This window comes from Rouxiella sp. S1S-2 (assembly GCF_009208105.1).
GTDB lineage: Bacteria > Pseudomonadota > Gammaproteobacteria > Enterobacterales > Enterobacteriaceae > Rouxiella.
Genome location: NZ_WFKL01000001.1, coordinates 1,312,336 through 1,335,943 on the forward strand (window position 1 = coordinate 1,312,336; position 23,608 = coordinate 1,335,943).

At 52.1% G+C, this 23,608-nt stretch carries 21 protein-coding genes; 13 read left to right on the top strand and 8 right to left on the bottom strand.

Annotation, left to right across the window (positions count from 1 at the left end):
• Position 1: 1 nt before the first annotated feature.
• The 3 genes from GA565_RS06100 to GA565_RS06110 form a co-directional block, all read right to left on the bottom strand.
• Positions 2–1,291, bottom strand: coding sequence for a gamma-glutamyl-gamma-aminobutyrate hydrolase family protein (locus GA565_RS06100; RefSeq protein WP_152197741.1), 1,290 nt, complete (start codon positions 1,289–1,291; stop codon positions 2–4).
• A 145-nt stretch (positions 1,292–1,436) separates the two neighbouring features.
• Positions 1,437–2,210 carry an amidohydrolase gene (locus tag GA565_RS06105; protein WP_152197742.1) on the bottom strand — a complete coding sequence of 258 codons (774 nt, stop codon included), beginning with the start codon at positions 2,208–2,210 and terminating at the stop codon, positions 1,437–1,439.
• Positions 2,198–3,358 carry a pyridoxal phosphate-dependent aminotransferase gene (locus GA565_RS06110; RefSeq protein ID WP_152197743.1) on the bottom strand — a complete coding sequence of 387 codons (1,161 nt, stop codon included), beginning with the start codon at positions 3,356–3,358 and terminating at the stop codon, positions 2,198–2,200. Before GA565_RS06110 ends, GA565_RS06105 begins: the two co-directional genes overlap by 13 nt.
• 259 nt (positions 3,359–3,617) lie before the next feature.
• On the opposite strand from GA565_RS06110, the gene GA565_RS06115 reads away from it, so the two are divergent.
• The 3 genes from GA565_RS06115 to GA565_RS06125 are packed head-to-tail and all read left to right on the top strand — an operon-like array spanning position 3,618 to position 5,474.
• The gene (locus GA565_RS06115) at positions 3,618–4,232 is read left to right on the top strand and encodes a methylthioribulose 1-phosphate dehydratase (RefSeq protein WP_152201335.1); all 615 of its coding nucleotides are present in this window, start codon (positions 3,618–3,620) and stop codon (positions 4,230–4,232) included.
• On the top strand, positions 4,229–4,915 hold the full coding sequence (gene mtnC, locus GA565_RS06120; protein WP_152197744.1) for an acireductone synthase: 687 nt from the start codon (positions 4,229–4,231) through the stop codon (positions 4,913–4,915). Before GA565_RS06115 ends, mtnC begins: the two co-directional genes overlap by 4 nt.
• Positions 4,916–4,928: 13 nt before the next feature.
• A complete protein-coding gene (locus GA565_RS06125) occupies positions 4,929–5,474 on the top strand; it encodes an acireductone dioxygenase (protein WP_152197745.1) in 546 nt (181 codons plus the stop codon).
• A 56-nt stretch (positions 5,475–5,530) separates the two neighbouring features.
• Here the strand turns inward: GA565_RS06125 and mtnA are convergent, their stop codons facing one another.
• Positions 5,531–6,556, bottom strand: a complete 1,026-nt coding sequence (gene mtnA, locus GA565_RS06130; RefSeq protein ID WP_152197746.1) for an S-methyl-5-thioribose-1-phosphate isomerase — start codon at positions 6,554–6,556, stop codon at positions 5,531–5,533.
• Positions 6,557–6,695: 139 nt separating this feature from the next.
• Between mtnA and mtnK the strand changes: the two genes are divergently transcribed.
• Entirely contained in the window at positions 6,696–7,895 is a 1,200-nt protein-coding gene (gene mtnK, locus GA565_RS06135; protein ID WP_152197747.1) for an S-methyl-5-thioribose kinase, read from the top strand.
• A gap of 197 nt (positions 7,896–8,092) precedes the next feature.
• A complete protein-coding gene (locus GA565_RS06140; RefSeq protein WP_152197748.1) occupies positions 8,093–8,563 on the top strand; it encodes a DUF1456 family protein in 471 nt (156 codons plus the stop codon).
• Positions 8,564–9,076: 513 nt separating this feature from the next.
• On the opposite strand, the gene fadE is transcribed toward GA565_RS06140, so the two are convergent.
• Positions 9,077–11,524: an acyl-CoA dehydrogenase FadE gene (gene fadE / locus GA565_RS06145; protein ID WP_152197749.1), complete on the bottom strand. Its 2,448-nt coding sequence runs from the start codon at positions 11,522–11,524 to the stop codon at positions 9,077–9,079.
• Between the two features lie 260 nt (positions 11,525–11,784).
• On the opposite strand from fadE, the gene lpcA reads away from it, so the two are divergent.
• Both lpcA and GA565_RS06155 read left to right on the top strand, forming a co-directional pair.
• Complete coding sequence (lpcA, locus tag GA565_RS06150; protein WP_152197750.1) at positions 11,785–12,366, top strand: D-sedoheptulose 7-phosphate isomerase; 582 nt, start codon at positions 11,785–11,787, stop codon at positions 12,364–12,366.
• Between the two features lie 40 nt (positions 12,367–12,406).
• Positions 12,407–13,174: a class II glutamine amidotransferase gene (locus GA565_RS06155; RefSeq protein ID WP_152197751.1), complete on the top strand. Its 768-nt coding sequence runs from the start codon at positions 12,407–12,409 to the stop codon at positions 13,172–13,174.
• Here GA565_RS06155 and dpaA read toward each other — a convergent pair.
• Positions 13,145–13,870: a peptidoglycan meso-diaminopimelic acid protein amidase gene (gene dpaA / locus GA565_RS06160; RefSeq protein WP_055781238.1), complete on the bottom strand. Its 726-nt coding sequence runs from the start codon at positions 13,868–13,870 to the stop codon at positions 13,145–13,147. The genes GA565_RS06155 and dpaA overlap by 30 nt on opposite strands.
• A 298-nt stretch (positions 13,871–14,168) precedes the next feature.
• On the opposite strand from dpaA, the gene dinB reads away from it, so the two are divergent.
• Entirely contained in the window at positions 14,169–15,227 is a 1,059-nt protein-coding gene (gene dinB / locus GA565_RS06165) for a DNA polymerase IV (RefSeq protein ID WP_152197752.1), read from the top strand.
• A 133-nt stretch (positions 15,228–15,360) separates the two neighbouring features.
• Here the strand turns inward: dinB and pepD are convergent, their stop codons facing one another.
• Entirely contained in the window at positions 15,361–16,821 is a 1,461-nt protein-coding gene (pepD, locus tag GA565_RS06170) for a beta-Ala-His dipeptidase (protein ID WP_152197753.1), read from the bottom strand.
• Between the two features lie 249 nt (positions 16,822–17,070).
• Here pepD and gpt point away from each other — a divergent pair, with 249 nt between their 5' ends.
• The 5 genes from gpt to proA all read left to right on the top strand — a co-directional run bounded on the left by gpt (position 17,071) and on the right by proA (position 22,015).
• Positions 17,071–17,529, top strand: a complete 459-nt coding sequence (gene gpt / locus GA565_RS06175) for a xanthine phosphoribosyltransferase (RefSeq protein WP_055781250.1) — start codon at positions 17,071–17,073, stop codon at positions 17,527–17,529.
• Between the two features lie 264 nt (positions 17,530–17,793).
• On the top strand, positions 17,794–19,041 hold the full coding sequence (gene frsA / locus GA565_RS06180) for an esterase FrsA (RefSeq protein WP_152197754.1): 1,248 nt from the start codon (positions 17,794–17,796) through the stop codon (positions 19,039–19,041).
• A gap of 63 nt (positions 19,042–19,104) precedes the next feature.
• The gene (crl, locus tag GA565_RS06185) at positions 19,105–19,506 is read left to right on the top strand and encodes a sigma factor-binding protein Crl (protein WP_152197755.1); all 402 of its coding nucleotides are present in this window, start codon (positions 19,105–19,107) and stop codon (positions 19,504–19,506) included.
• Between the two features lie 142 nt (positions 19,507–19,648).
• Positions 19,649–20,752: a glutamate 5-kinase gene (gene proB, locus GA565_RS06190; RefSeq protein WP_152197756.1), complete on the top strand. Its 1,104-nt coding sequence runs from the start codon at positions 19,649–19,651 to the stop codon at positions 20,750–20,752.
• A gap of 9 nt (positions 20,753–20,761) precedes the next feature.
• Complete coding sequence (proA, locus tag GA565_RS06195; RefSeq protein WP_152197757.1) at positions 20,762–22,015, top strand: glutamate-5-semialdehyde dehydrogenase; 1,254 nt, start codon at positions 20,762–20,764, stop codon at positions 22,013–22,015.
• 151 nt (positions 22,016–22,166) lie between these two features.
• Here proA and GA565_RS06200 read toward each other — a convergent pair whose 3' ends face one another.
• Positions 22,167–23,375 carry an aldose 1-epimerase family protein gene (locus GA565_RS06200; RefSeq protein ID WP_152197758.1) on the bottom strand — a complete coding sequence of 403 codons (1,209 nt, stop codon included), beginning with the start codon at positions 23,373–23,375 and terminating at the stop codon, positions 22,167–22,169.
• Positions 23,376–23,608: the final 233 nt, after the last annotated feature.

The window sequence follows — 23,608 nt, forward strand, 5'->3', positions numbered from 1 at the left end:
TTTAACCCATTAAAAAGCAAGGGTGTTTTAAGCGCACACTCTTAGTCAGTGCATCGTGGCTGACGTCGCGCACCCTGTTGCTTTGGCGAACCTGTTGCAAAAACGCCATCAGCAACGGGTGCGGACGTTCGCGGCGCGATTGAAGCTCTGGATTAGCCTGCACGCCGACAAAGAACGGGTGATCTTTCAATTCTATAGACTCTGCCGAAAGCCCCGTTTCATCCGTGCCCGTTACCTCTAAACCCGCGGCCGAAAGTGTGTCGAGCAACTGTGGGCTGAGCCGCCAACGCTGGTTGTAGCGCAGCTGCGCCTCTCTTCCCATCATCTGCGCCATTTTACTGCCAGACTGGAACACCACCTTGTGATTACCCTGCCTGACGAGGCCATGCTCAAGGGGCAGACTTGACTGCAATGCGCTGAGCGTTGACGGTCCCGGCATTGCAATCGCGTCATCGCCGAGCGTTTTTTGCCCCAGCGCGGCTACCATCATATGCATGCCGCTGTTGATGCCCAGTACCGGCGTTTGATTGTCGAGTGCCCATTTGGCCACCGAAAGCTGGCAGCTATTCCCGGCATTGGCGTGCTCCGAGCCATGCGCAGCAAGGCCAGGCAGGATAAGACCGTCGAGGTCGAAAAGGGTGCTGTCAAGCTGACTGCCGACCAAATTTGGAGTGATGTAAATTATCTCGATGTTCAATGCCAGTGCATCAGCGGCGTCTCCCAGTGCAGCCAGCATGGCGGGATAGCTGTCGCGATGTTCATTAACATCGCCCAGCAGCCCAATGCGCAGATGTTTTCCTGCCCGCATAACCGGCTGGGTAACGGCGCCGAGCACCCAACGACCAAAGCGGTCGCGGGTCCAGCCGTTGCTGCGAACTTTACCGCTTTCACAATCTTCCAGCTGATACCTGTCCTGATTTTTCACTACCTGTAGGGATTCGATTTCGATGCCGTTTTCTACGACAGTTTTTAGCAGACTCTGGTAACAAGGCGAAGACAGTGGCTGGTTTAATGGCACAACGATATCTTCTTTAACTGCCCGATTTATCAGAGATTCCAGTTCAAGTTCTGCACCTGCTCCACGACCGGTCAAACGCTCTAGCCAAAGCAGCCCGCTGGTAATTTGCTGACCCAATGGCGAAATATATTGGTGGGAATTGATATAGCGTTTGTTGTCGAAACTGACCGGCAAGTGACACAGTGGCAACGCGCGCAGTTCAGCAAGTATCGCGGCCAGCGCACCATAAAATGCAGGTTCAGGCGTGGAGTGTGCAATAAACGTGATAGTCATCAGTTAGCCTCTGTCAGATGTTTTAGCAGAGGAACTTGAATGCAAGAATTACACCAGCTGTGGGGAGAAGGCTGTGAGTTTACATTAATTGACCTTATTAAAAGAAAACCAGCCCGCAGGCTGGCACCTCTCGTAAGGGGTGATTCTACTCGTGACGCAGGAAACTATCGGCATCGCGCCATGCGGGGAAGGACTCGCGATAATCCTGCAAGGCTTCTAGCGAAAGCTCGGCTTCAATAATCATTGCTGCGCCCGGTTCAGCGCGCGCGAGCTCTTCACCAAGGGCATTAATAATCAGGCTGTCACCGCTGTAGTGATGACCGTTATCATCGTCACCGACCCGATTACAACCGGCTACATAAGCCTGATTCTCGATGGCGCGCGCGGTCAGCAGTGCCTGCCAGTGGTGCGTGCGGCGGGCGGGCCAGTTGGCGACGTAAAGGGCGAGGTCATAATCTTGACCATTGCGCGACCAGACAGGGAAACGCAGGTCATAGCAAACCTGCGGCAGAATGCGCCAGCCGCGCCATTCAACCACTTCTCGGCGTTTACCGGCGACATAATAGTTGTGCTCACCGGCCATGCGGAACAGATGACGCTTGTCGTAGAAATGTACCTTGCCCTGTGGCTCAACCAGCAGGAAACGGTTTACTGCACCCTTCGACGTAGAGAGCGCTACGCTGCCGCCAACCATGGCGTTCAACTTATGTGCCCACTTATGCAGCCACTCTATAACCCGCGATTCCGGCAGGGCGCGCTCGGGCGCCTGCATGGCAAAGCCGGTAGTAAACATCTCGGGCAGAATAATCAAATCTCGACCGACAAGTGGGCCGAGCAGCGAGTCAAAGTGGCTCAGGTTCGCTTCGCCGTCCAGCCAAACCAGTGGCTGTTGTAACAACGACAGTTTTAAAGTTGACACAGGCGCTCCGCAGCAGCATCCAGCGTGGCTTCTTTCTTGGCGAAGCACAGGCGGATCAGTTTGTGTGGGAAAGGTTCGGCGCAGAATACCGACAGTGGTATTGCCGCTACACCCACATGTTCAACCAACCATTGGCAGAAAGCAACGTCATCTAAATCAGAGACTTCACTGTAGTCCACCAGCAGGAAATATGTCCCTTCGCTTGGCAAGACTTTCAGTCGGCTTTTCTCCAGCCCCTGAGCCAGGCGGTCGCGCTTGGCGCGGTAAAATTCTGGCAGCTCCTGCCAATGTTCCGGCTGTTCGCGCAGCATGTCAGCCAAGGCAAGCTGAACCGGCGTGGTGATAGCAAAGGTCAAAAACTGGTGAATTTTACGCAGTTCAAGGCTGATAGCCGCCGGTGCCACACAGTACCCCACGCGCCAGCCGGTCATGTGGAAGGTTTTACCAAAAGAGGACACGGTGATGGCGCGCTGGCGTAGCTGTGGATGGCGCAATACGCTGGCGTGGCCCTGTTTGGCGAAACAAATGTGCTCGTAGACTTCATCACTTATCACGAAAATATTGCGATCGGCGATAATTTGCCACAGACGGTCAACGTCCTGATTGTTCCAGGCCGTCGCTGTCGGGTTATGCGGCGTATTAATGATAATCACTTTAGTTCGGTCAGTAATTTGGTCGGCAAAGTGCACCCAGTCAACCTTGAACTCCGGTGGCTGCAGCTGAATACGCTTACTCACGCCGCCAGCCAACTGCACCGCCGGGGCGTAACAGTCATAGCTCGGGTCGAAACTGATCACTTCGTCGCCTTCACTGACCAGTGCAGTAATAGCGATGTACAGCGCTTCGGTGGCCCCTGAGGTGACAGTAATATCCGTTTCAGCATCGGGCCTGTAACCATAGCCCAGCTCGGTTTTGTCGGCTATCGCGTTACGCAGAGCCGCAGTGCCGGTCATTGGCGCATACTGATTCGCCCCCTCTGCCACGTGCACGCTCAGGCGGTGACGCAGATACTCCGGTCCGTCAAAGTCAGGGAATCCCTGCGACAAATTTATCGCATTATGCTTTTGCGCCAGCGCACTCATTTGCGAGAAAATATTGGTTCCTAGTGCGGGCAGTTTGCTCTGTGGAATAAGTGCTGCTGTGCTCATTGCTTTTCTTGCTCCAGACGCGGGTTAAGCGATAAAAAATGGATCTTTGTTTTGGTCATCGAAACCTGATTGCTCGATACCTGAGATTGTCGATATCTATTGGTTGATACTACCGCACGATGTTAAGATTTGGCAATCAAGACGCTTAGATGTTTAAACGGCTAAATATCCTAATCATCTAATTTATAGCGGATCATAATAAACAATAATAAAGTGGAGGCCGCTTCCTCTTAAATACCCGGCCTTCTCAGGAATAATGATGACCGAAAATAACCCTCTACATGCTCTGCTTGCCGCCTGTCACTGGATTGGTGAGAAGGGATGGTGTCCGGCCACCGGCGGCAATATGTCCGTGCGTGAAGACAGCGAATACTGCCTGATTACCGAGTCTGGTAAGGACAAAGGGCAACTGACAGAAAATGATTTTCTGCGAGTTGAGATTGCCACCAATCATGTACCCAGTGGAAGAACGCCTTCTGCCGAAACGGGTCTGCATACTCTGATGTATAACCTTTATCCGCAGGTTGGCGCCGTGCTGCACACCCATTCGGTGAACTCTACCGTGCTGTCCAGGGTTGAGCGCAGCGCAGGTCTGGTGCTGCAAGGTTATGAAATGCAGAAGTCACTGGCCGGTCAGCGCAGCCACCTGGATAAGGTCATTATTCCTATTTTCGATAACAGTCAGGATATTCCGGCGCTGGCAGCAGAGATTGCCCAATGGGCGCAGTCACATCCGCTACACTATGGTTTTCTGATCCGTGGACACGGCCTGACCTGTTGGGGCAAAAATGTCGCCGAGGCGCGTCGTCATCTCGAAGGACTCGAGTTTTTATTCCAGTGTGAACTGCAACTTCGCCTGTTGGAGGCAAAATGATCCGCGCCATTGTTACCGATATTGAAGGAACAACCACTGACATCCGTTTTGTACATCAGGTACTTTTCCCTTACGCGCGTGCGCGACTTGCTGATTTTATTACCCGACATGCAGAAGACCTTGAGGTGCTACAGGCGCTGGACGCGCTGCGTGAAGAAATTAACGAACCGCAGGCCGAAATCGTCGATCTCGTCGATCAACTCTATGTTTATATGGATAAAGACGAAAAATCACCCGCGTTGAAAACGCTGCAGGGGATCATCTGGCGCACCGGTTATACCGACGGCGATTTTCGCGGACATCTTTATCCCGACGTTGCGCCGCAGCTGGCGCAGTGGCAGGCTCAGGGCATCAAACTGTACGTTTACTCTTCCGGCTCGGTGGATGCGCAAAAGCTGTTGTTTGGCTACAGCGAGGAAGGTAATCTTTTGCCGCGGTTTACCGACTATTTCGATACCCGCGTCGGTGCCAAACGAGAAGTGGCCTCATACCAGAATATAGCCGAACAGCTCATGCTGCCGGCCTCTGACTTGCTGTTTTTGTCTGACATCCGCCAGGAGCTTGACGCTGCGCGTGAGGCGGGCTGGAATACCTGCCAGCTGGTACGCGACGAAGCCGACGAGTTGAGCGATCACCCGCAGGTTAACCGATTTGATCAGGTCGAGATTGACCTTACCCACTGACCAGGAGTTTGCAATGAGTGCACTGACTATCTTCAGCGACAGCAATCCTTCAGCACCTATTTGGGAAAGCCGCGACGGTAATGAAATTGCCGCTGAATTAAGCAAGATTGATGTTCGTTTCGAACGCTGGCAGGCCGACCGCGAGCTGGGAAATGATCCTCAGCCAGCACAGGTTATCGAGGCCTATCAGCATGAAATTAACAAGCTGGTGGCAGAAAAAGGGTATCAGAGCTGGGATGTGATAAGCATGCGTCCCGATAATGCACAGCGTGAAGTGCTGCGCACCAAGTTTCTCTCTGAGCACACTCACGGCGAGGATGAAGTTCGTTTCTTTGTTGACGGTGCCGGACTATTTTGTTTGCATCTCGAAGGCAAGATTTTCCAGATCTTGTGTGAGAAAAACGATCTGATCTCTGTACCTGCGAATACCCGCCACTGGTTTGACATGGGCGGTTCGCCTTCATTTACGGCGATCCGTCTGTTTGACAATCAGGAAGGGTGGGTGGCGCACTTTACTGGTGATGCGATTGCCGATGCGTATCCGAGATTAGGCGAATAATTGAAAAATCCCTCCCCCGCTTTTTTCAGTGGGGGAAAGGTTTCAAAGTCCTGCTTTTACCGCGTCGCTCTAAAAAATCCGTCTCTAACCTGTTCGGGTGTCACTACGCCCGAATCCAATACCCATCCGCTGACAAGATCGGCAGGTGTCACGTCAAACGCCGGATTGTAGACCTCTGCATCGACCGGTGCCCACTGCACATCACCAAAGCTGCCTGACACGCCGGTGACTTCTTTTGCTGCGCGCTGTTCGATAGGAATAGCCTCGCCGTTCGGACAGTGTGGATCATGGGTGGTGTGCGGTGCGGCAACATAAAAAGGAATACCGTGATATTTGGCCAACACCGCCAGGCTATAGGTGCCTATTTTATTAGCAACGTCGCCGTTGGCCGCAATGCGGTCTGCTCCAACCCAAATAGCATCGACCTGTTTTTTTGCCATCAGACTCGCCGCCATCGAATCACAAATTAGCTGATAGGGGATGTTTAACTCACCCAACTCCCACGCCGTCAGTCTTCCGCCCTGTAAGAGTGGTCGTGTTTCATCCACCCAAACTTGCGCCACTTTGCCCTGCTGGTGCGCGCGATGAATAACGCCGAGCGCCGTGCCCACGCCCGCCGTGGCTAAACCACCGGTGTTGCAGTGGGTCAAAATACGGCTGTCCGCCGTGACCAATTCGGCGCCGTGGGTGGCAATACGGTCGCAAAGTTCACGGTCTTCTCCAACGAGTCCTTCCGCTTCCTGAACCATGGCCGGAATGTGAAATCGCTGTTCGAGCGCGATTTTCATGCGGTCTAGATTGTTCATCAAGTTCACCGCCGTGGGGCGGGAGGCGCGAAGGGTGGCCAGTGCCTGATGCAGCTCAGCTACCGGCATGCCTTCTTCCGCCAACTGGGCCAGCAACAGGCTGGCGGATAAACCAATCAGCGGTGCTCCGCGAACGCGCAACGCGTGGATATGGCCGACCAAGTCATCCACGGTTCGGCAAAGATGCCATTCAGCGCGCTGTGGTAAGGCCTGTTGGTCCAGGATCCACAACTGACTTTTGCGGATGCGTAAACTGGTTGTTGTGAGTGTCTGCATTGTGAGTCAAATCCCTGTTGCACGGTTGCATCTGATTGCTTATTCTGCCAACATAAGTTTCGGATGTATAGACGTCTAAATGCTTTTATGGCTATTCGCTCAGGGTGGCGCTGAATTCAGAAGATTACGAGAGGTTAGGATGTCACGTTATTACACATTTAGCTCTGCAGACGCGGTAGAATATGCCCGCCAGTTTGGTGGCGTTGAAGACCCGCAATCTCTGGTCACTGCCGACGAAATTGGCGACGGTAACCTGAATCTGGTGTTCAAAATTCGCGATACCAACGGCGTCAGCAGGGTGATTGTGAAGCAGGCGTTGCCGTATGTGCGCTGCGTGGGAGAGTCCTGGCCGCTCACTATTGACCGGGCTCGCATCGAGGCTGAAACCCTGATTGTTCATGGCCAATATTGCCCACAGTACACGGTTAAAATTATTCATCACGATCCTGAGTTGGCGGTGATGGTTCAGGAAGACCTTTCGGATCATCTGATTTGGCGCGGTGAGCTGGTGCAGGGTAAACACTATCCTCAGGCCGCTAGCCAACTGGGTGAATATCTGGCGCAAACTCTGTTCCATACTTCAGATTTTTATCAGGATGCTCAGCATAAAAAATCGGAAGTTGGTCGCTTCCTTAACCCTGAGCTTTGTCTGATTACTGAGGATTTGTTCTTTACCGATCCTTATATTGAACACGAACGCAATCGCTACGATGCTGCTTTGCAGCCGACGGTTGATGCACTGCGTGCCGATATCCCATTGCGGATAGCGGTGGCGGCCCTCAAGCAGCGTTTTCTCAGTAATGCCGAAGCGCTGCTTCACGGCGACGTTCACAGTGGATCAATCTTTGTGGCCGAAGGCAGCCTGAAAGTCATAGACGCAGAATTTGGTTTCTATGGCCCAATGGGTTTTGATCCCGGTTCTGCGATGGGTAACCTGCTGCTAAATTATTGCGGTTTGCCCGGTCTGGTTGCCACGCGTGAAGCGGCAGACGGCAGGGAACAGCGGCTGCAGGACCTGCGCGACCTGTGGTTAAGCTTCTCGGAACGCTTCCTACAGTTGGCGCGTGATGAAACGCAGGACGTGGCGTTTAAAGTACCGGGATATGCCGAATATTTCCTGAAACAGGTATGGCACGATGCGGTGGGTTACTGCGGCTCGGAGCTTATTCGTCGCACCATCGGTTTCTCTAATATTGCCGACCTTAAAAATATCATCGACGACGACATGCGCCACGAATGCCAGCGTCACGCTGTCAGCCTTGGCCAGTGGTTGATCATTACTGCGCCACAGATTGACGACATTGACGCACTGATTGCGCGAATTCGCCAGAACGGCTGATTATAATATCGCGGCCTTTCGATAAACACAGTTAAAAACGCCGCGAATTTTATCAGGCTGCAAAATACGTCAAATAAGTCATCAGAAAGAAGGGGCGATTGTTCCCCAGACTTGTATAATGCCCGGCTACGAGGTGCCAGCGGGTAACCCCTGTGCAATCCCTCGGTTACCAACCACCCACACGGGAATACAGAATTATGATGAATAACGACGTCTTGCGCAGCGTACGCTACATGCTCGACTTGAGCGAAGGCAGGCTGATTGAGATTTTGGCATCCACCGGAATTACCATTAGCCCGCCGGTGATGTCGCGTTATCTGAAAAAAGAAGACGAAGCGGACTACATGGTTTGCCCTGATGAAGTCATGGCAAACTTCCTTAATGGTCTGATTTTCTTCAAACGCGGTAGGGACGATCGTTTCCCAGCACCAGAAGTTGAAAAGCGCGTCACCAATAACGTGATGTTAAAAAAACTGCGCGTGGCTTTTGAGCTGAAAACTGAAGATTTGCAGGGCATTCTGGCGGCGGCTGATTTTAAGGTTTCTGAAGGCGAGCTGAGTGCTTTCTTCCGTAAAGAAGGCCACAAGAACTACCGTCCGTGCGGCGATCAGGTTCTGCGCTACTTCCTGAAGGGGCTAACCATGCGCGTACGCCCGAAAAAAGGCTGATTATTCACTGAATGTTTTGAGCATATCACCTTGTTACGCCCACAAAAAAACCGCCTGATGGCGGTTTTTTTGTGCTGGTCCAGTAAGCGGCCTTTCCAGCGGGATGATACTTAGCGATTACGCTGTATCGCAAGCACGTTCCAGTAAAGGCAGTCTGTTCTTAATAATATCGACTGTCAAGCGAACCTTAAGTCAAATGGGTGTAGGATGCCTGCGGGCCTTTTCGCCGCCTTAAGCAAGTGGGCATCGGATTTTGAAAAGGATTTCTAACGGCCGTAAATGCAAGCACGTTCCAGTGCTTGTTTCACGGTGGTATCTCCGGTGGTATTCCCGTGAAGCGGTCTGAGCAAGGACCGCACAATGAAACGATACCTCGGTATTGTTCTTATTGTATTGGCTGTCGTGTTGAGTGCCGGGAAGGGGAGTTGGAATATTTCCAATAACTCTCTCAAAGTGATCATCACTACCACCAACAAGTAAGCTAAATAGCCACCCAATTGGGTGGCTATTTTTTTAGGCCGCTTCAGTATGTCGAGTGGCGGCTTTTTCGGTTGCTGGTTTTTGCTGCGCGAGTTGGTCAGGTTCAAATTCGTCAACGTTGATTGAACGCAGGCGACTCTCTTCGGCTCTGGCCAGAATGCGGGCATCGTCGGCGCTTAAGTGTCCAGCGTCCATGCCCATCTGGGCCAGCTTGTCCAGGCGGGTAAACGACAGTTTTTTACCCATCGCCTCACACAGTCTTTTGTGCACCGGCTCGGCGGCAATAATGTCGGCCAATGCCTCCTCAAGTTGACCTACCGGATTATGCTCGCTTGGCGTCAGATACTGACCGCGCGCAATGCGGCTTCGTGTGGCAGATGGCACCTGAAGAATGCGAGCCAATTGATGGTCGAGCTGGTCGGAAGGGGCGCGATGCACGCGGCCAATCGGGAAAATCACCATGGTCAACAGCCCAGCAATAAAGCCGTTAGGGAAGTTGCGAAGAAGGTCGGTAATCGCCGTTTCAGCCTGATTCAGACAGTCCTGCACGCCCCAATGTACCAGCGGCAGATCAGCCTCATTACGACCTTCCTCGTCATAGCGTTTCAGCGTTGCGGTGGCAAGATAAAGCTGGCTGAGAATATCACCCAATCGTGCCGAAATTCGCTCACGGCGTTTAAGGCTGCCACCCAGCACGCCCATAGACACGTCAGACAGCAGTGCCAGGTTGGCACTCAGGCGGTTGATATGCTGATAGTAGCGGCGCGTTACGTCATTCACCGGCGCACGGCTGGTGCGTCCGTGCGTCAGGCCGAGCCACAGACTGCGCACTTTATTGGTGCCAACGTGGCCGAGGTGACCAAACAGCGCACGGTCAAAGGCGTGCAAGTCTTTCGCCTCCGCAGCGGCCATTTCTTTCAATACATAAGGGTGACAGCGAATCGCCCCCTGACCGAAGATAATCATGCTGCGGGTCAAAATATTTGCCCCCTCAACGGTAATCGCGATCGGTGCACCCTGATAGGAACGGGCAACAAAGTTGCTTTTCCCCAGCATAATGCCTTTACCGCCGGTGATATCCATCGCATCCATGACGGCGCGCTGGCCGCGATGGGTACAGTGATATTTCACGATAGCCGACAGCACCGCCGGTTTTTCACCGAGCATAATTCCGTTAGTAATAAGCGTAGCGGCCGCGTCCATCACATAGGCGTTACCCGCAATGCGCGCCAGCGGCTCTTCAATCCCTTCCATTTTACCGATCGGCAGTTTGAACTGACGGCGAATATAGGCATAAGCACCGGTCGCAACCGCCAGCGATTTCAGGCTGCCAGTGGCGTTAGAAGGCAGGGTAATACCGCGGCCCACCGACAAACATTCAACCAGCATGCGCCAACCTTGACCGGCCATTTTGGGTCCGCCAATGATGTAGTCGATAGGCACGAAAATATCGTTGCCGCGCGTGGGTCCGTTCTGGAACGGAATGTTGAGCGGGAAATGGCGATGGCCAATTTCAACACCCTGAGTGTCGGTCGGGATCAGTGCACAGGTAATGCCGAGCTCTTCTACATCGCCCAGCAGATGGTCTGGATCTTTCAACTTGAAGGCCAAACCCAGCACCGTAGCGATAGGAGCGAGAGTAATGTAGCGTTTATTCCAGGTCAGCTTCATGCCCAGAACCTGTTTACCCTGCCAGTCACCCATGCACACCACGCCAACGTCGGGAATGGCACCGGCATCTGAACCCGCCTCCGGGCTAGTGAGTGCAAAGCAAGGGATCTCAAGTCCTTTGGCCAGGCGCGGCAAGTAGTGATCTTTCTGCTCGTCGGTGCCGTAGTGCTGTAGCAGTTCGCCCGGGCCGAGTGAGTTTGGCACGCCGACAGTGATGGCTAAAATACCTGAGACACCGGCCAGTTTTTGCAGCACTCGCGCCTGAGCATAGGCCGAGAATTCGAGGCCGCCGTACTCTTTTTTGATAATCATCGCAAAGAAACGGTGCTCTTTCAGGTAAGCCCACAGCTCCGGCGGCAGGTCGGCCAGTTCATGAGTTATCTGGAAGTCATCGGCCATGCGGCAGGCTTCTTCAACCGGACCGTCGATAAAGCGCTGCTCTTCTTCGGTCAGCGTTTGCTGAGGATAATCTTGCAGCTTTTTCCAGTCCGGGGTACCGCTGAACAAATCGCCTTCCCACCAGGTGGTACCGGCTTCAATCGCCTCTTTTTCAGTGCGCGACATGCTGGGCATCACTTTGCGGAAGGTGCGCAGTGCCGGGCCGGAAAACAGCGAGCGGCGCAGAGGAAGGAGATTGAGCGGCAGCAAAATGATGGCCATAGGCAGCAGCACCCACGGCGTCCACAGGCCAATTACGGCCATTGCCGCGGTATAAACCAGCAAAACAACGCTGCTCGGCAGCAGGCTGACGCGGTGATAAAACAGCACACCAATAAGAACCAGTAGGATAACAACGCTAAGAACTATCATAGTAAAACTCCTGAGTTGTAGGAGGTCTGACCTGTTGGGTTGATACTATGGTTTTAGTCCAAGCTAAAGGCTTTATCAACGCGTTTACATCTTAATTACAACTCACGTCACAAACTGGCAGCATGAAGTCGGAAAAGCGTAAACTATCGTCGTGAAGATGGCGGGAAGTCTTCTCGCTTTTTCGGCTTTCCGCTACACTGCACAGCAAAACAATTCTATGCGCGGTTAATCCGTTGCAAGAGAAACGCTAAGAGGCTGCCATGTACCTGGATATTATCCGCACTGAACTTAACGAAGCTGCTGAAGTACTGAATAAATTCATCAGTGACGAAAACAATATTGCGTCTATTCAACGTGCCGCAAAACTGATTGCCGACTCGTTCAAAGCCGGTGGCAAAGTATTGTCATGCGGTAATGGCGGTTCCCACTGCGACGCCATGCACTTCGCTGAAGAGCTAACCGGCCGCTACCGCGACAACCGTCCAGGCTACCCGGCCATTGCCATTTCAGACGTTAGTCACATCTCCTGCGTCAGCAACGATTTTGGCTACGAGTACATTTTCTCCCGTTATTTAGAAGCCGTTGGCCAGAAAGGTGACGTGCTGCTGGGTATTTCAACCTCAGGTAACTCCGGCAATGTTATTAAAGCGCTGGAAACCGCCAAGGCCAAAGGCATGAAAGTCATTACCTTGACCGGTAAAGACGGCGGTAAAATGGCATCGCTGGATGCAGACGTTGAAATTCGCGTGCCACATTTTGGTTATGCTGATCGAGTGCAAGAAATTCACATCAAAATCATCCACATCCTGATATTGTTAATAGAAAAAGAGATGGCTGAATAACGACTATCGTTGTTGCCTGTGAAGATTAAGGAGATTGGCAATGTGCGAACTGCTCGGGATGAGTGCAAATGTGCCTACGGACATTTGCTTCAGTTTTACCGGGTTGGTGCAACGTGGGGGGCTAACAGGCCCGCATAAAGATGGCTGGGGTATTACCTTTTATGAGGGTAATGGCTGCCGCACCTTTAAAGATCCCCGGCCCAGCTTTAACTCGCCCATTGCCCGTTTGGTGCAGGAATACCCGATTAAATCCCTTGCGGTTATCTCGCATATTCGCCAGGCGAATCGGGGGGAAGTGGCGCTGGAAAACACCCATCCCTTTACCCGTGAGCTGTGGGGCCGTAACTGGACCTATGCGCACAACGGGCAACTGCGAGGCTATCGTCAGCTTGATACCGGTACGCTGCGCCCCATCGGACAAACCGACAGTGAATACGCCTTCTGCTGGCTGCTGCACAAGCTGACCGAACGTTATCCGCGCACACCGCGCAGCTGGCCTTCTGTATTTCGCTATATTGCGTCATTGGCTGACGAGCTTCGCAAGAAAGGGGTGTTTAACATGCTGCTGTCGGATGGGCGTTTTGTGATGGCCTACTGCTCGACTAACCTTTACTGGATAACGCGTCGTGCGCCGTTTGGGAAAGCGACCTTGTTGGATCAGGATGTGGAAATTGATTTTCAGCAGCAGACGACGCCTGACGATGTTGTGACGGTCATTGCAACCCAACCGCTGACAGGCAATGAAACCTGGAACAAAATTGCTCCAGGCGAGTTTGCATTATTTCACTGTGGCGAACGCCAGCTGTGAAGCCGGTGGTGTCAGAGTCTGTGTCTGATTAACGACATAACCGCCGTTGACCACTGAAACGCTCGGCGGCTGGTGGTACTTTTGGAAGTACGCATAGCCGGGCTGCAGCTGGCGCCAGAAATTAATATAGTAGGAGTTTCTGTTTAACTGCATGTTGGCGTCAGTCATCCGGAAAGGATAGATGCTGATTTCAACGTTGCGCTGGCCGTTGTTGAAGGCTGCCTGAACGTAATTAAAAATAACGTTCATATAGGCATCGGTCATGGCGTAGCAACCGATAGATAAACAGTTACCGTGGATCATCAGGTATTTACCTGAATATCCCTGCGCACGATCGTAATCATTTGGGAAACCAATATTAATGGCGCGATAAAACTTGCTGTCAGGCTTCAAATGATGAATATCGATGTTATAAAAACCTTCCGGGCTTTTAAAATCGCCTTCACGACGTTTGTTACCTAATCCACCCGAGAAGTCGCAAATACGATAAGCGCCAACCAGCTGGAATTTATCTTCAACTTTGGCATAGAGTTCGAGAGTGCGCTCTTGCTTAAATATCTGAATATAAACAGGGGAACCTAATAATTGCTGTTGAACACCCGTTTCTACAGGAGCCTGTTCGCTGGCGACAGCGGTGCTCACGCTAAAAAAGGGAAAACTAAAAAGCATCGCAAGCAGCAGCGCGATTCTGACCATTCTTAATCCTGCATTATTTACAACTCTATTATTTTTTATCCGCTGACTTAGCGTCGCGGACCGCCACTGATATTCAATATCTTGAACGCAGCCATATTAATACTGATTAAATTTTTATCAATGGTTTGAAATGTAATTTATTTCGCGATTGAGATAAAAAAAGCCTTTATTTGCAGGTTTTTACAAAAGTCCCGCCAATTAAGCCAAATTTTAGATCAACAGCGCGCATTTACGGTGCTTGAGATTTAGAAACCTAACTGTATACTTATACAGTTATCGAGAGGTGAAGGGGAGGATTATGCGCAAGATCATACACGTCGATATGGACTGCTTTTATGCAGCTGTAGAAATGCGCGACGATCCTTCCCTGCGCGATATTCCGTTGGCAATTGGTGGCAGCAAAGACCGGCGCGGCGTAATAAGCACCGCTAACTATCCGGCGCGACGCTATGGTGTTCACAGCGCCATGTCCACCGCCATGGCGTTAAAGCTTTGCCCGCACCTTAAAGTGATTCCCGGCAGGGGCGAGGCCTATAAGGAAGCATCGCTGCATATTCGCGAAATTTTTGCCCGCTACACCGCGCTGATCGAACCTCTTTCTTTGGATGAAGCCTACCTCGACGTGACTCACAGTACGCACTGCAGTGGATCGGCGACGTTAATGGCCAGTGAAATTCGCCAGGCTATTTTCGACGAGCTTAACCTCACGGCGTCGGCCGGTATTGCGCCTATCAAGTTTCTCGCCAAAATTGCCTCAGACCTTAATAAACCTAACGGCCAGTTTGTCATAACTCCTGATAAGGTGGATGAATTCCTGCTGGATTTGCCGTTGGCCAAGATCCCAGGCGTAGGGAAAGTCACGGCCCGCAAGCTGGAAGAAAACGGTTTAATCACCTGTGGTGACGTGCAACGCTATGATTTGTCGCTGTTGCTGAAAAGATTCGGAAAATTTGGGCGGGTATTGTGGGAGCGCTGTCAGGGTATTGATGAACGCGAAATCTCATCGGAACGATTGCGCAAGTCAGTAGGCGTTGAGCGCACGCTGGCGGAGGATATTCACGATTGGGAAAGTTGTGTTGAGCTGATTGAACGCCTGTATCCCGAGCTTGAAACCCGATTAACGCGTGTCAGCCCGGACTTACGCATTGCCCGGCAGGGCGTAAAGCTCAAGTTTCATGATTTTCAGCAAACTACGCAAGAGCACGTTTGGCCGGTATTAAATAAAGCCGATTTACTTAAAGTCGCGCAAGAAGCCTGGGAGTCGCGTCGCGGAGGGCGAGGTGTAAGGCTGGTTGGGCTGCACGTCACTTTGCAGGATCCACAGTTAGAACGGCAGCTGTTGCTGCCGTGGGAATAATATCTGTATCTTTCAAACGACAGAGGCGTTGGCTGCCTTCTCTCACCCCAGTCACTGACTCGTGTAAGCTCTTGGGGCATCGTTCAGTTGCCGCCTTCCTGTCGTTCGAAATCCACCGGATATTTACTGAGCATTAACCGCGTTCTGGAATGGCTTTCAGTAATGCGGTCAGCAGCTGCCAGTAAAGGTCAACGCTGCCGATGTGCACCTGCTCATCCGGGGAGTGAGGCCCGGTGATGGTCGGTCCGATTGAGACCATATCCATGTCAGGATAAGGCTTCTTGAACAAACCACATTCCAGACCCGCGTGGATCACCATAATGTTTGGCGTTTTGTTAAACAGACCTTCATAAATCTCACGAACCTGCGCCATTACCGGTGAAGTTGGATCAGGTTTCCAGCCAGGGTACCCGCCTTTTGGTGTCGTTTTAGCGCCCGCCAGCTGGCCCACAGAGGTCAGCATGCTAACCACATAGTCTTTACCGCTGTCGATCAGGGAGCGGACCAGGCAGACGATTTCAGCCTCGCTTTCGGTCATGGTCACAACGCCTACGTTCAGCGAGGTTTCAACCACGCCTTTTACGTCGTCGCTCATGCGAATAACGCCGTTCGGCGTTGCGTTTAGCAGGCCCAGAAAACGGCTCTGGCTGTCTTTGTTCAACGCTTTGGCATCGCTGTTCAGCGCTTCTATCACCAGCTTGATGTTTTTCTCAACGGCGGCCAGTTCGAACTGAACGGTAGCCTGGAAAGCATCCGCGGCGGCCTTAAATGCTTCAACTTTATCAGCAGGTATAGCCAACTGAGCAACAGCTTCACGTGGAATCGCGTTGCGCAGGGTGCCACCGGTCAAGTCCAGCAGGCGAACATCCAGCGTTTGTGCATGTTCGCACAGGAAACGCGCCAGCAGTTTGTTGGCATTGCCCAAGCCTAAATGAATTTCAGCGCCAGAGTGACCGCCTTTCAGGCCTTTCAGCGTCAGTTTTAGCGTGGTGAAGCCCACCGGAACTGCTTCGCGCTGGAGCGGCAAAGTGGTAATAAAGTCGCCTCCACCGGCACAGCCCATGTAAATTTCGCCCTCGGTTTCCGAGTCGGTGTTGATCAGGATTTCGGCCTGCAGCCAGTTAGGCTGCAGACCAAATGCGCCGTCCATACCGGCTTCTTCGGTCATGGTCAGCAGCACTTCTAGCGGGCCGTGCTCAACGCTTTTATCCGCCAGTACCGCCAGCGCAGACGCCATACCGATACCGTTATCGGAACCTAACGTGGTGCCACGGGCTTTCACCCAGCCGTTATCAACGTAAGGCAAAATAGGGTCTTTAAGGAAGTCATGCACCGTGTCGTTGTTTTTTTGCGGAACCATGTCCAGATGGGCTTGCAGCACGACAGGTTTACGGTTTTCCATTCCGGCAGTCGCGGGTTTGCGAAGCAAAATGTTGCCAACCTGGTCGCGTTCGGCGTGAAGGCCTTGCTCGGCGGCCCAGTCTAGAACGTGTTTAGCCAATTCTTCTTCATGATAAGAAGGGTGCGGAATTGAACAAATTTTGGCAAAAATATCCCACAGAGGTTGTGGTGAAAGCTGAGACAGTTCAGACACTGTAAGTCTCCCGGTTGGTAGGTCGAAAAAAGTTGACGAGATGGTGGACAGAATATCACTTTCTCCCGCACTGTGCGCGTCAGGCAAAGATGACAATCCGCTAAACGTGGCCTTTCTGTGCGGGATAAGCGCTGGTTTTTAACCGCAGGACTCACTATAATCTCGCGCAACAATTTTTCCCTGAATAATTTTGTTAAAAGCCGTTAATCTTATTACAGGCTGGGATATCCCTTTTTTGAGAGTTAAAAAATGAGCGAAAAGTACGTTGTAACTTGGGACATGCTGCAAATTCACGCCCGCACACTGGCAAAACGCCTGCTGCCGGTAGAACAATGGACCGGCATTATTGCCGTCAGCCGCGGTGGCCTGGTCCCAGCAGCGTTGCTGGCTCGCGAGTTAAATATCCGTCACGTTGATACCGTTTGCATCTCCAGCTATGACCACGACAATCAGCGTGAAATGAAAATTGTTAAACGCGCTGAAGGTGACGGCGAAGGCTTTATCGTCATTGATGATCTGGTAGACACTGGCGGAACCGCACAGGCAATCCGCGAAATGTACCCAAAAGCGCACTTCGTCACCGTGTTCGCCAAACCGGCCGGTCGTCCGCTGGTTGATGATTATGTAATTGATATTCCACAGGATACCTGGATTGAACAGCCATGGGATATGGGCGTAGTCTTCGTCCCACCTATCGCGGGCAAATAAATCCTCGTTACCCTTTGAGCCGCAGATGCGTTGGCCGCCCTGATAACTGACCTGAGTCAGCGCCTGGGAATATGCTTGGTTGCCGCCTTCCGGCAACTCAAAGACTTTAGAGGATCGTTTCTCAACAGTTGTTATTTAAACGCTCGCTTATGCGGGCGTTTTTGATTTATGTTCTGATCCGACCTCCGCAGACTTTGTTATAATCCTCCACTGGAGAGGGTGCGCCCGCGCCTTCTTACCTGCCAAAAGAGGATGTTAACTGTTATGGCACCCACTAATCTTTCTGTAAAACTGTTTAAACCTCGATTTAAATATCCTGAGACCTCGACGCTCGTTCCACGAGCCGATCGTCACTCTTCTCCGCCGATTCATTCCGCGCTTGAAGGCGATTCAGCACCTTGTTGGTACCGCACTCTCAATCGTCTGATGTGGCTGTGGCGCGGTATTGATCCTTTGGAGGTTGAAGAAGTGTTGTCGCGCATTGCCGTTTCAACCGCCGAACGCACCGATGACCAACTGTTGGATACCGTCGTCGGTTATCGCAACGGTAACTGGATCTATGAGTGGTCGAATCAGGCGATGAGTTGGCAGCAGAAAGCGCAGGATGAGCAGGACCCGGAGAAGGCCAGCGAATATTGGCTGCGGGCGGCTAATTTTTACAGCGTTGCCGGCTATCCACACATAAAAGGCGATGCCTTGGCAGAACAGGCCGAGGTTCTGGCTAATAAAGCCTTCGAAAAATCTACCGAAGGTTCATCCTATAAGTTAAAAGAGTTTTCACTGCCGGTGGAAGGCAGCAAGCCGATTATCGGATTTGTGCACCTGCCAAACAGTGGCACCGCACCTTTCCCGGCGGTGTTGGTTTGTGGTGGCCTGGATTCTTTGCAAAGCGACTATCATCGCCTGTTTCGCAGCTATCTGGCTCCGCTGGGCATAGCCATGATAACTATCGACATGCCGTCGGTCGGGTTTTCATCGCACACCAAGCTAACGCAGGATACCAGCGTACGGCATCAGCAGGTGCTACAGCAGCTTGATAAAATTCCCTGGGTAAACGGGACGCGCGTCGCCGTTTTAGGCACCCGTTTTGGCGGTAACGTTGCCGTGCGCCTGGGCTATCTTGAGCCACGTAGAATCAAGGCAGTTGCCTGCCTGGGTCCGATTGTTCATCAAATGTTGACCGATGCAAACTGCCAGAAACGCGTACCTGATATGTATATGGACGTGCTGGCGAGCCGGATTGGCATGCCTTACGCCAGCGACGCGGCATTAAAGGTTGAGCTTAATCGGTATTCTCTTAAAACGCAGGGCCTGCTGGGCAGAAGAACGCCGGTGCCGATGCTGTCATGCTATTGGGAGAACGATCCCTTTAGTCCAAAGGAAGAATCCAGACTTATTGCGGCCTCCAGCGCGGATGGAAAAACTATCGTCATCCCCTCGCAGCCGCTGTATGGCAGTTTTGACAAGGCGCTCAACGATATTTGCCAGTGGTTAAAATTAAAATTGTCATAACGAAATTGTTTGCTAATTTTAAACGGTTTGCTACAAATGGAGGCCTACATAAGGAGATTGTACATGACGTTACCTAGTGGTCATCCTAAAAGCAGACTGATGAAACGTTTCGGCACGTTAGGGCCTTATATCCGCGAAGCGAAATGCGAAAAAGAGCGTTTCTTCTTCGATTGTCTGGCAGTTTGCGTAAACGTGAAGCCAGCACCAGAAAAACGTGAGTTTTGGGGCTGGTGGATTGAGCTGCAGGCAGAAAGTGACAGATTTACTTATATCTACGAGTACGGCCTGTTTGACAAAGATGGCAATTGGAAAGCTCAACAGATTAAAAATGCTGAAGTGGTCGATAAACTTGAAACTACGCTACAGACCTTTTTCAAAAATCTGAACGCCATGATTGTGGAAATGGAACTTAAGCTCGAACCCGCACACGATTTTGCTAAAGACCCCATCAAGCTTTCAGCGTAAAGACTGATTTCGCTCCACCCCAATTGTATGTCATTATTTAGCGTTATGTCAGTTGGCATAACGCGTTCCAGCTGTTAGATATACAGCACAGGCGATGACGTCGACCTTTCGATTTTAATTCAATACAAACGGCAGAAAGATTATGAGTGGCAGCCAAACGTTGGTTGTAAAACTGGGCACCAGCGTGCTCACCGGTGGCTCACGCCGCCTTAACCGTGCCCACATTGTTGAACTGGTGCGCCAGTGCGCTCAGCAACATGCGGCAGGGCATCGTATCGTTATCGTCACTTCTGGCGCCATTGCGGCCGGACGCGAACATCTTGGCTACCCCGAACTCCCCGCCACCATCGCCTCCAAGCAGCTATTGGCGGCGGTAGGGCAGAGCCGTTTGATTCAACTGTGGGAACAGCTGTTCTCTATTTATGGCATCCACATTGGGCAGATGCTGCTGACCCGTGCTGATCTCGAAGACCGCGAACGCTTTCTCAACGCCCGCGACACCATGAATGCGTTGCTCGATAACCACATCGTGCCGGTGATTAACGAGAATGACGCGGTCGCTACTGCCGAAATTAAAGTTGGCGATAACGACAATCTTTCCGCATTGGCCGCCATTTTGGCCGGTGCCGATAAACTGCTGCTGTTGACCGACCAGCCGGGCCTGTTTACCGCCGATCCGCGTACCAACCCCGACGCGGAGTTAATTCGCGAAGTGACCGGTATCGACGATGCACTGCGCGGCATTGCCGGCGATAGCGTCTCCGGGCTTGGCACCGGCGGTATGGCGACTAAGTTGCAGGCCGCCGACATTGCATGCCGCGCCGGTATCGACACGATTATTGCCGCGGGCAGCCTGCCTGGCGTAGTTGGCGATGTGATAGCCGGTAACTCGGTCGGCACACGTTTTCATGCCATGGAAACCCCGTTAGAGAACCGCAAACGTTGGATCTTTGGTGCGCCGCCTGCCGGTGAAATTACCATTGATGACGGCGCTGTTTCCGCGATGCTCGAGCGCGGTAGCTCGCTGCTGCCCAAAGGCATTCGCGACGTGAAAGGTGATTTCTCGCGCGGCGAAGTGATCCGCATTCGCAATCTTACCGGTCGCGATTTGGCACACGGCGTCAGCCGCTATAACAGTGATGCAATGCGCATGATTGCCGGGCACCACTCCCAGCAAATCAACGATATTCTCGGATATGAATACGGTCCTGTTGCCGTTCACCGCGACGATATGATCGTTAGTTAAGGAGTATTTATGTTGGAGCAAATGGGCAAAGCCGCCAGACAGGCGTCTTACCAGCTTTCTACATTGAGCACCGCGCAAAAAAATGCCGCGCTGATGCTGATTGCCGACATGCTTGAGGCCAACAGCCAGAGCATTATTCAGGCTAACGAACTCGACATGGCCGCCGCGCGCGAAAACGGCATGAAAGAGTCACTGCTCGACCGCCTGCTGTTGACCCCGGCACGCCTGACCGCCATTGCCAACGACGTGCGCGACGTGTGCCGCCTCAGTGACCCGGTGGGTCAAGTGATCGACGGCGCGCAGATGGACAGCGGATTAAAGCTGCAGCGTCGACGCGTGCCGCTTGGCGTCGTCGGCGTGATTTATGAAGCGCGTCCCAACGTCACCATTGACGTTGCCAGCCTGTGTTTGAAAACCGGCAACGCCGTCATTCTGCGCGGCGGTAAAGAGACGCATCATACTAATTTGGCAACGGTAAACGTTATTCAGAAAGCGCTTGAACAGTGTGGACTGCCCGGCGCCGCCGTTCAGGCTATTCAAAGCCCGGACCGCGCGCTGGTGGCCGAGATGCTGCGCCTTGATAAATACATCGACATGCTTATCCCGCGCGGTGGTGCTGCGTTGCATAAACTGTGCCGCGAGCAGTCGACTATTCCGGTCATCACCGGCGGCATTGGCGTGTGTCACACCTTTGTTGATGAAAGCGTTGATTTCGACAAAGCGCTGACGGTAATTGAAAGCGCCAAAGTACAGCGCCCGAGCGCCTGTAACAGCCTCGAGACGCTACTGGTGCATGAAGCGATTGCCAGCCGCTTCCTGCCTGCGCTTAGCGAGAAGATGCAGGCTGCAGGCGTCACTTTGCACGCCAGCGTTTCCGCGTTGCCTTGGCTTAAAAACGGACCTGCCACTGTCGTTGAAGTGAAAGACGAAGACTATCAGGACGAGTGGCTGTCATTGGATCTCAACGTTACCGTGGTGGAAGACCTCGAGGCCGCCGTGGCGCACATCCGTCACTACGGCACCGAGCATTCCGACGCCATTTTGACGCGTTCAATCAGCAGCGCGGAGCGCTTTGTTAACGAGGTTGACTCCTCGGCAGTGTACGTTAACGCCAGCACGCGCTTCACCGACGGCGGCCAATTTGGCCTGGGCGCTGAAGTGGCGGTAAGCACCCAAAAACTCCACGCCCGAGGGCCGATGGGCCTCGAAGCACTGACCACTTATAAGTGGATCGGTTACGGGGATGATTTAGTGAGACCTTAGCCCTTAACGGCTAAGTTCGCGGGCTATTTCTTTCTACAGCCTGAGGCTAAAAAAACCGGTGAAGCATAATGCGACACCGGTTTTTCTCTTTTCAGATACTTAAATAATTAAGACGAAAATGGATCGCGTCTGCCTACGTATTGAGCGCGCCTTACTCTACGGCAATCGGCTTTTCATCCACTTTTACCGACTCATTGCCCTGAATATCTTTTACTCGCTGTTCCACTTTCGAAACAGCAGCGGCATCTTTAAGCAACGAATAGGTCAGCGTGAATTCTGTGCTTTGTCCCGCCTGCAATTGCTTAACGCGCCCCTGCTCTTTCTCGATAGTGACCGGATAAGCATAGTTGGTGCCAGGCTCAATGCCGGTAACGTAACCTTGTTTCAAGGTGTCGGTGTTTTTCCACATAGTGAGCAGCGGCAACTGATGGGTATCAAATTCAATCGATGCACCCTTATCACCCTTACTGTTAATCACCGCGGCTAATGTTTTACCGCTGCTGTCTGCTTTGGGCTTCAGGTTAAACACCATCTCATCGAAGTCTTTGGTCGGCGCGCCGTAGGTTGCCCAGTGGTCTAATCCTTTTTTGGCATATTCATTGAACGGTGATACCGACTCCAGCGGAGCGATAAACCGCGCATTTTCTTCAAGGATAGGCGTGCCGAAGTTACTGTGATAGATAATCTGATAGTCGTGCGGATAGTCTGCTTTATTGGTCAATACGTCATGAACCGTAAACGAGTCACTGCCCGGCACATAGCGGAGTTCGGTCCAGGTCTCGAGGTTAGCTTTCTTAAATGTGTGCTCTTTCAGCAGGCCGCGAATGCGGATTTCGTGCGGCGCTTTATCATCAACAATCACTTCAACTTTTGAAGCCGGCGTATTTCCTGCCTTGCCGTGCAGAGTATAAATTACACCGTCTTTGGTGACCGGATGGCCGGTCCATTCGAATCCGCAGCGCACCATCATCTCATTGAAACCTTCCAGCCAGCCAAGGCCGTTACGGCTTTCAAGATTTATATAAGCAGGATTCACCACTTCATTGACCGGCGAATCCCAACCAAGGCGCACGCCGTGTCCGGTTACGCGCAGCAGGTCCATACCCCGCGTCGGGCTTAGCATGATAGTCAGGCCATTTTTACTGGTCAACGTGATAACCTTCGATCCCTCCTGTTTACCGCCGTGAAGCACCTTTTGCTCAATGCTGAAAGGTTCATTACCTAACTTCAGCTGTGAGCTGTTTATCTGCCAATTTCCCTTTTCCGTACTGGTGTCAGCATCGGTCAGCATCCAACTTTTTGCCGCCACCTGTGAGCTGATTAATGCCAGAATTACCCCTGCCAGAATACGCTTTTTCATTATTCTCTTCCTTTAGCTGAATTGATTTAGCTTAAACCAAGGGCAGACTACAAAGTTAAGGGCGGTAAATATGTGAGGGGTATCACCTGCGAGATATTTAGGTGAATAAGCTGATTGAAATGAGGGGTATATCACGATTTATGATGATTTAAGCAGCATATTTCATAATAAGATGTGAGTGACGATTTTAGGGATCAAAGAATTTGATATCGATTCAGCTTGCTGATCCCTAA

Excerpts from the sequence above, each read along its gene's own strand:
- mtnK (WP_152197747.1), top strand. The coding sequence starts at position 6,696 with ATGTCACGTTATTACACATTTAGCTCTGCAGACGCGGTAGAATATGCC.
- GA565_RS06125 (WP_152197745.1), top strand. The coding sequence starts at position 4,929 with ATGAGTGCACTGACTATCTTCAGCGACAGCAATCCTTCAGCACCTATT.
- GA565_RS06100 (WP_152197741.1), bottom strand. The coding sequence starts at position 1,291 with ATGACTATCACGTTTATTGCACACTCCACGCCTGAACCTGCATTTTAT.
- GA565_RS06110 (WP_152197743.1), bottom strand. The coding sequence starts at position 3,358 with ATGAGCACAGCAGCACTTATTCCACAGAGCAAACTGCCCGCACTAGGA.
- GA565_RS06155 (WP_152197751.1), top strand. The coding sequence starts at position 12,407 with ATGTGCGAACTGCTCGGGATGAGTGCAAATGTGCCTACGGACATTTGC.
- dpaA (WP_055781238.1), bottom strand. The coding sequence starts at position 13,870 with ATGGTCAGAATCGCGCTGCTGCTTGCGATGCTTTTTAGTTTTCCCTTT.
- lpcA (WP_152197750.1), top strand. The coding sequence starts at position 11,785 with ATGTACCTGGATATTATCCGCACTGAACTTAACGAAGCTGCTGAAGTA.
- frsA (WP_152197754.1), top strand. The coding sequence starts at position 17,794 with ATGGCACCCACTAATCTTTCTGTAAAACTGTTTAAACCTCGATTTAAA.
- mtnC (WP_152197744.1), top strand. The coding sequence starts at position 4,229 with ATGATCCGCGCCATTGTTACCGATATTGAAGGAACAACCACTGACATC.
- gpt (WP_055781250.1), top strand. The coding sequence starts at position 17,071 with ATGAGCGAAAAGTACGTTGTAACTTGGGACATGCTGCAAATTCACGCC.
- fadE (WP_152197749.1), bottom strand. The coding sequence starts at position 11,524 with ATGATAGTTCTTAGCGTTGTTATCCTACTGGTTCTTATTGGTGTGCTG.
- mtnA (WP_152197746.1), bottom strand. The coding sequence starts at position 6,556 with ATGCAGACACTCACAACAACCAGTTTACGCATCCGCAAAAGTCAGTTG.
- proB (WP_152197756.1), top strand. The coding sequence starts at position 19,649 with ATGAGTGGCAGCCAAACGTTGGTTGTAAAACTGGGCACCAGCGTGCTC.
- GA565_RS06140 (WP_152197748.1), top strand. The coding sequence starts at position 8,093 with ATGATGAATAACGACGTCTTGCGCAGCGTACGCTACATGCTCGACTTG.
- dinB (WP_152197752.1), top strand. The coding sequence starts at position 14,169 with ATGCGCAAGATCATACACGTCGATATGGACTGCTTTTATGCAGCTGTA.
- GA565_RS06115 (WP_152201335.1), top strand. The coding sequence starts at position 3,618 with ATGACCGAAAATAACCCTCTACATGCTCTGCTTGCCGCCTGTCACTGG.
- proA (WP_152197757.1), top strand. The coding sequence starts at position 20,762 with ATGTTGGAGCAAATGGGCAAAGCCGCCAGACAGGCGTCTTACCAGCTT.
- GA565_RS06200 (WP_152197758.1), bottom strand. The coding sequence starts at position 23,375 with ATGAAAAAGCGTATTCTGGCAGGGGTAATTCTGGCATTAATCAGCTCA.
- crl (WP_152197755.1), top strand. The coding sequence starts at position 19,105 with ATGACGTTACCTAGTGGTCATCCTAAAAGCAGACTGATGAAACGTTTC.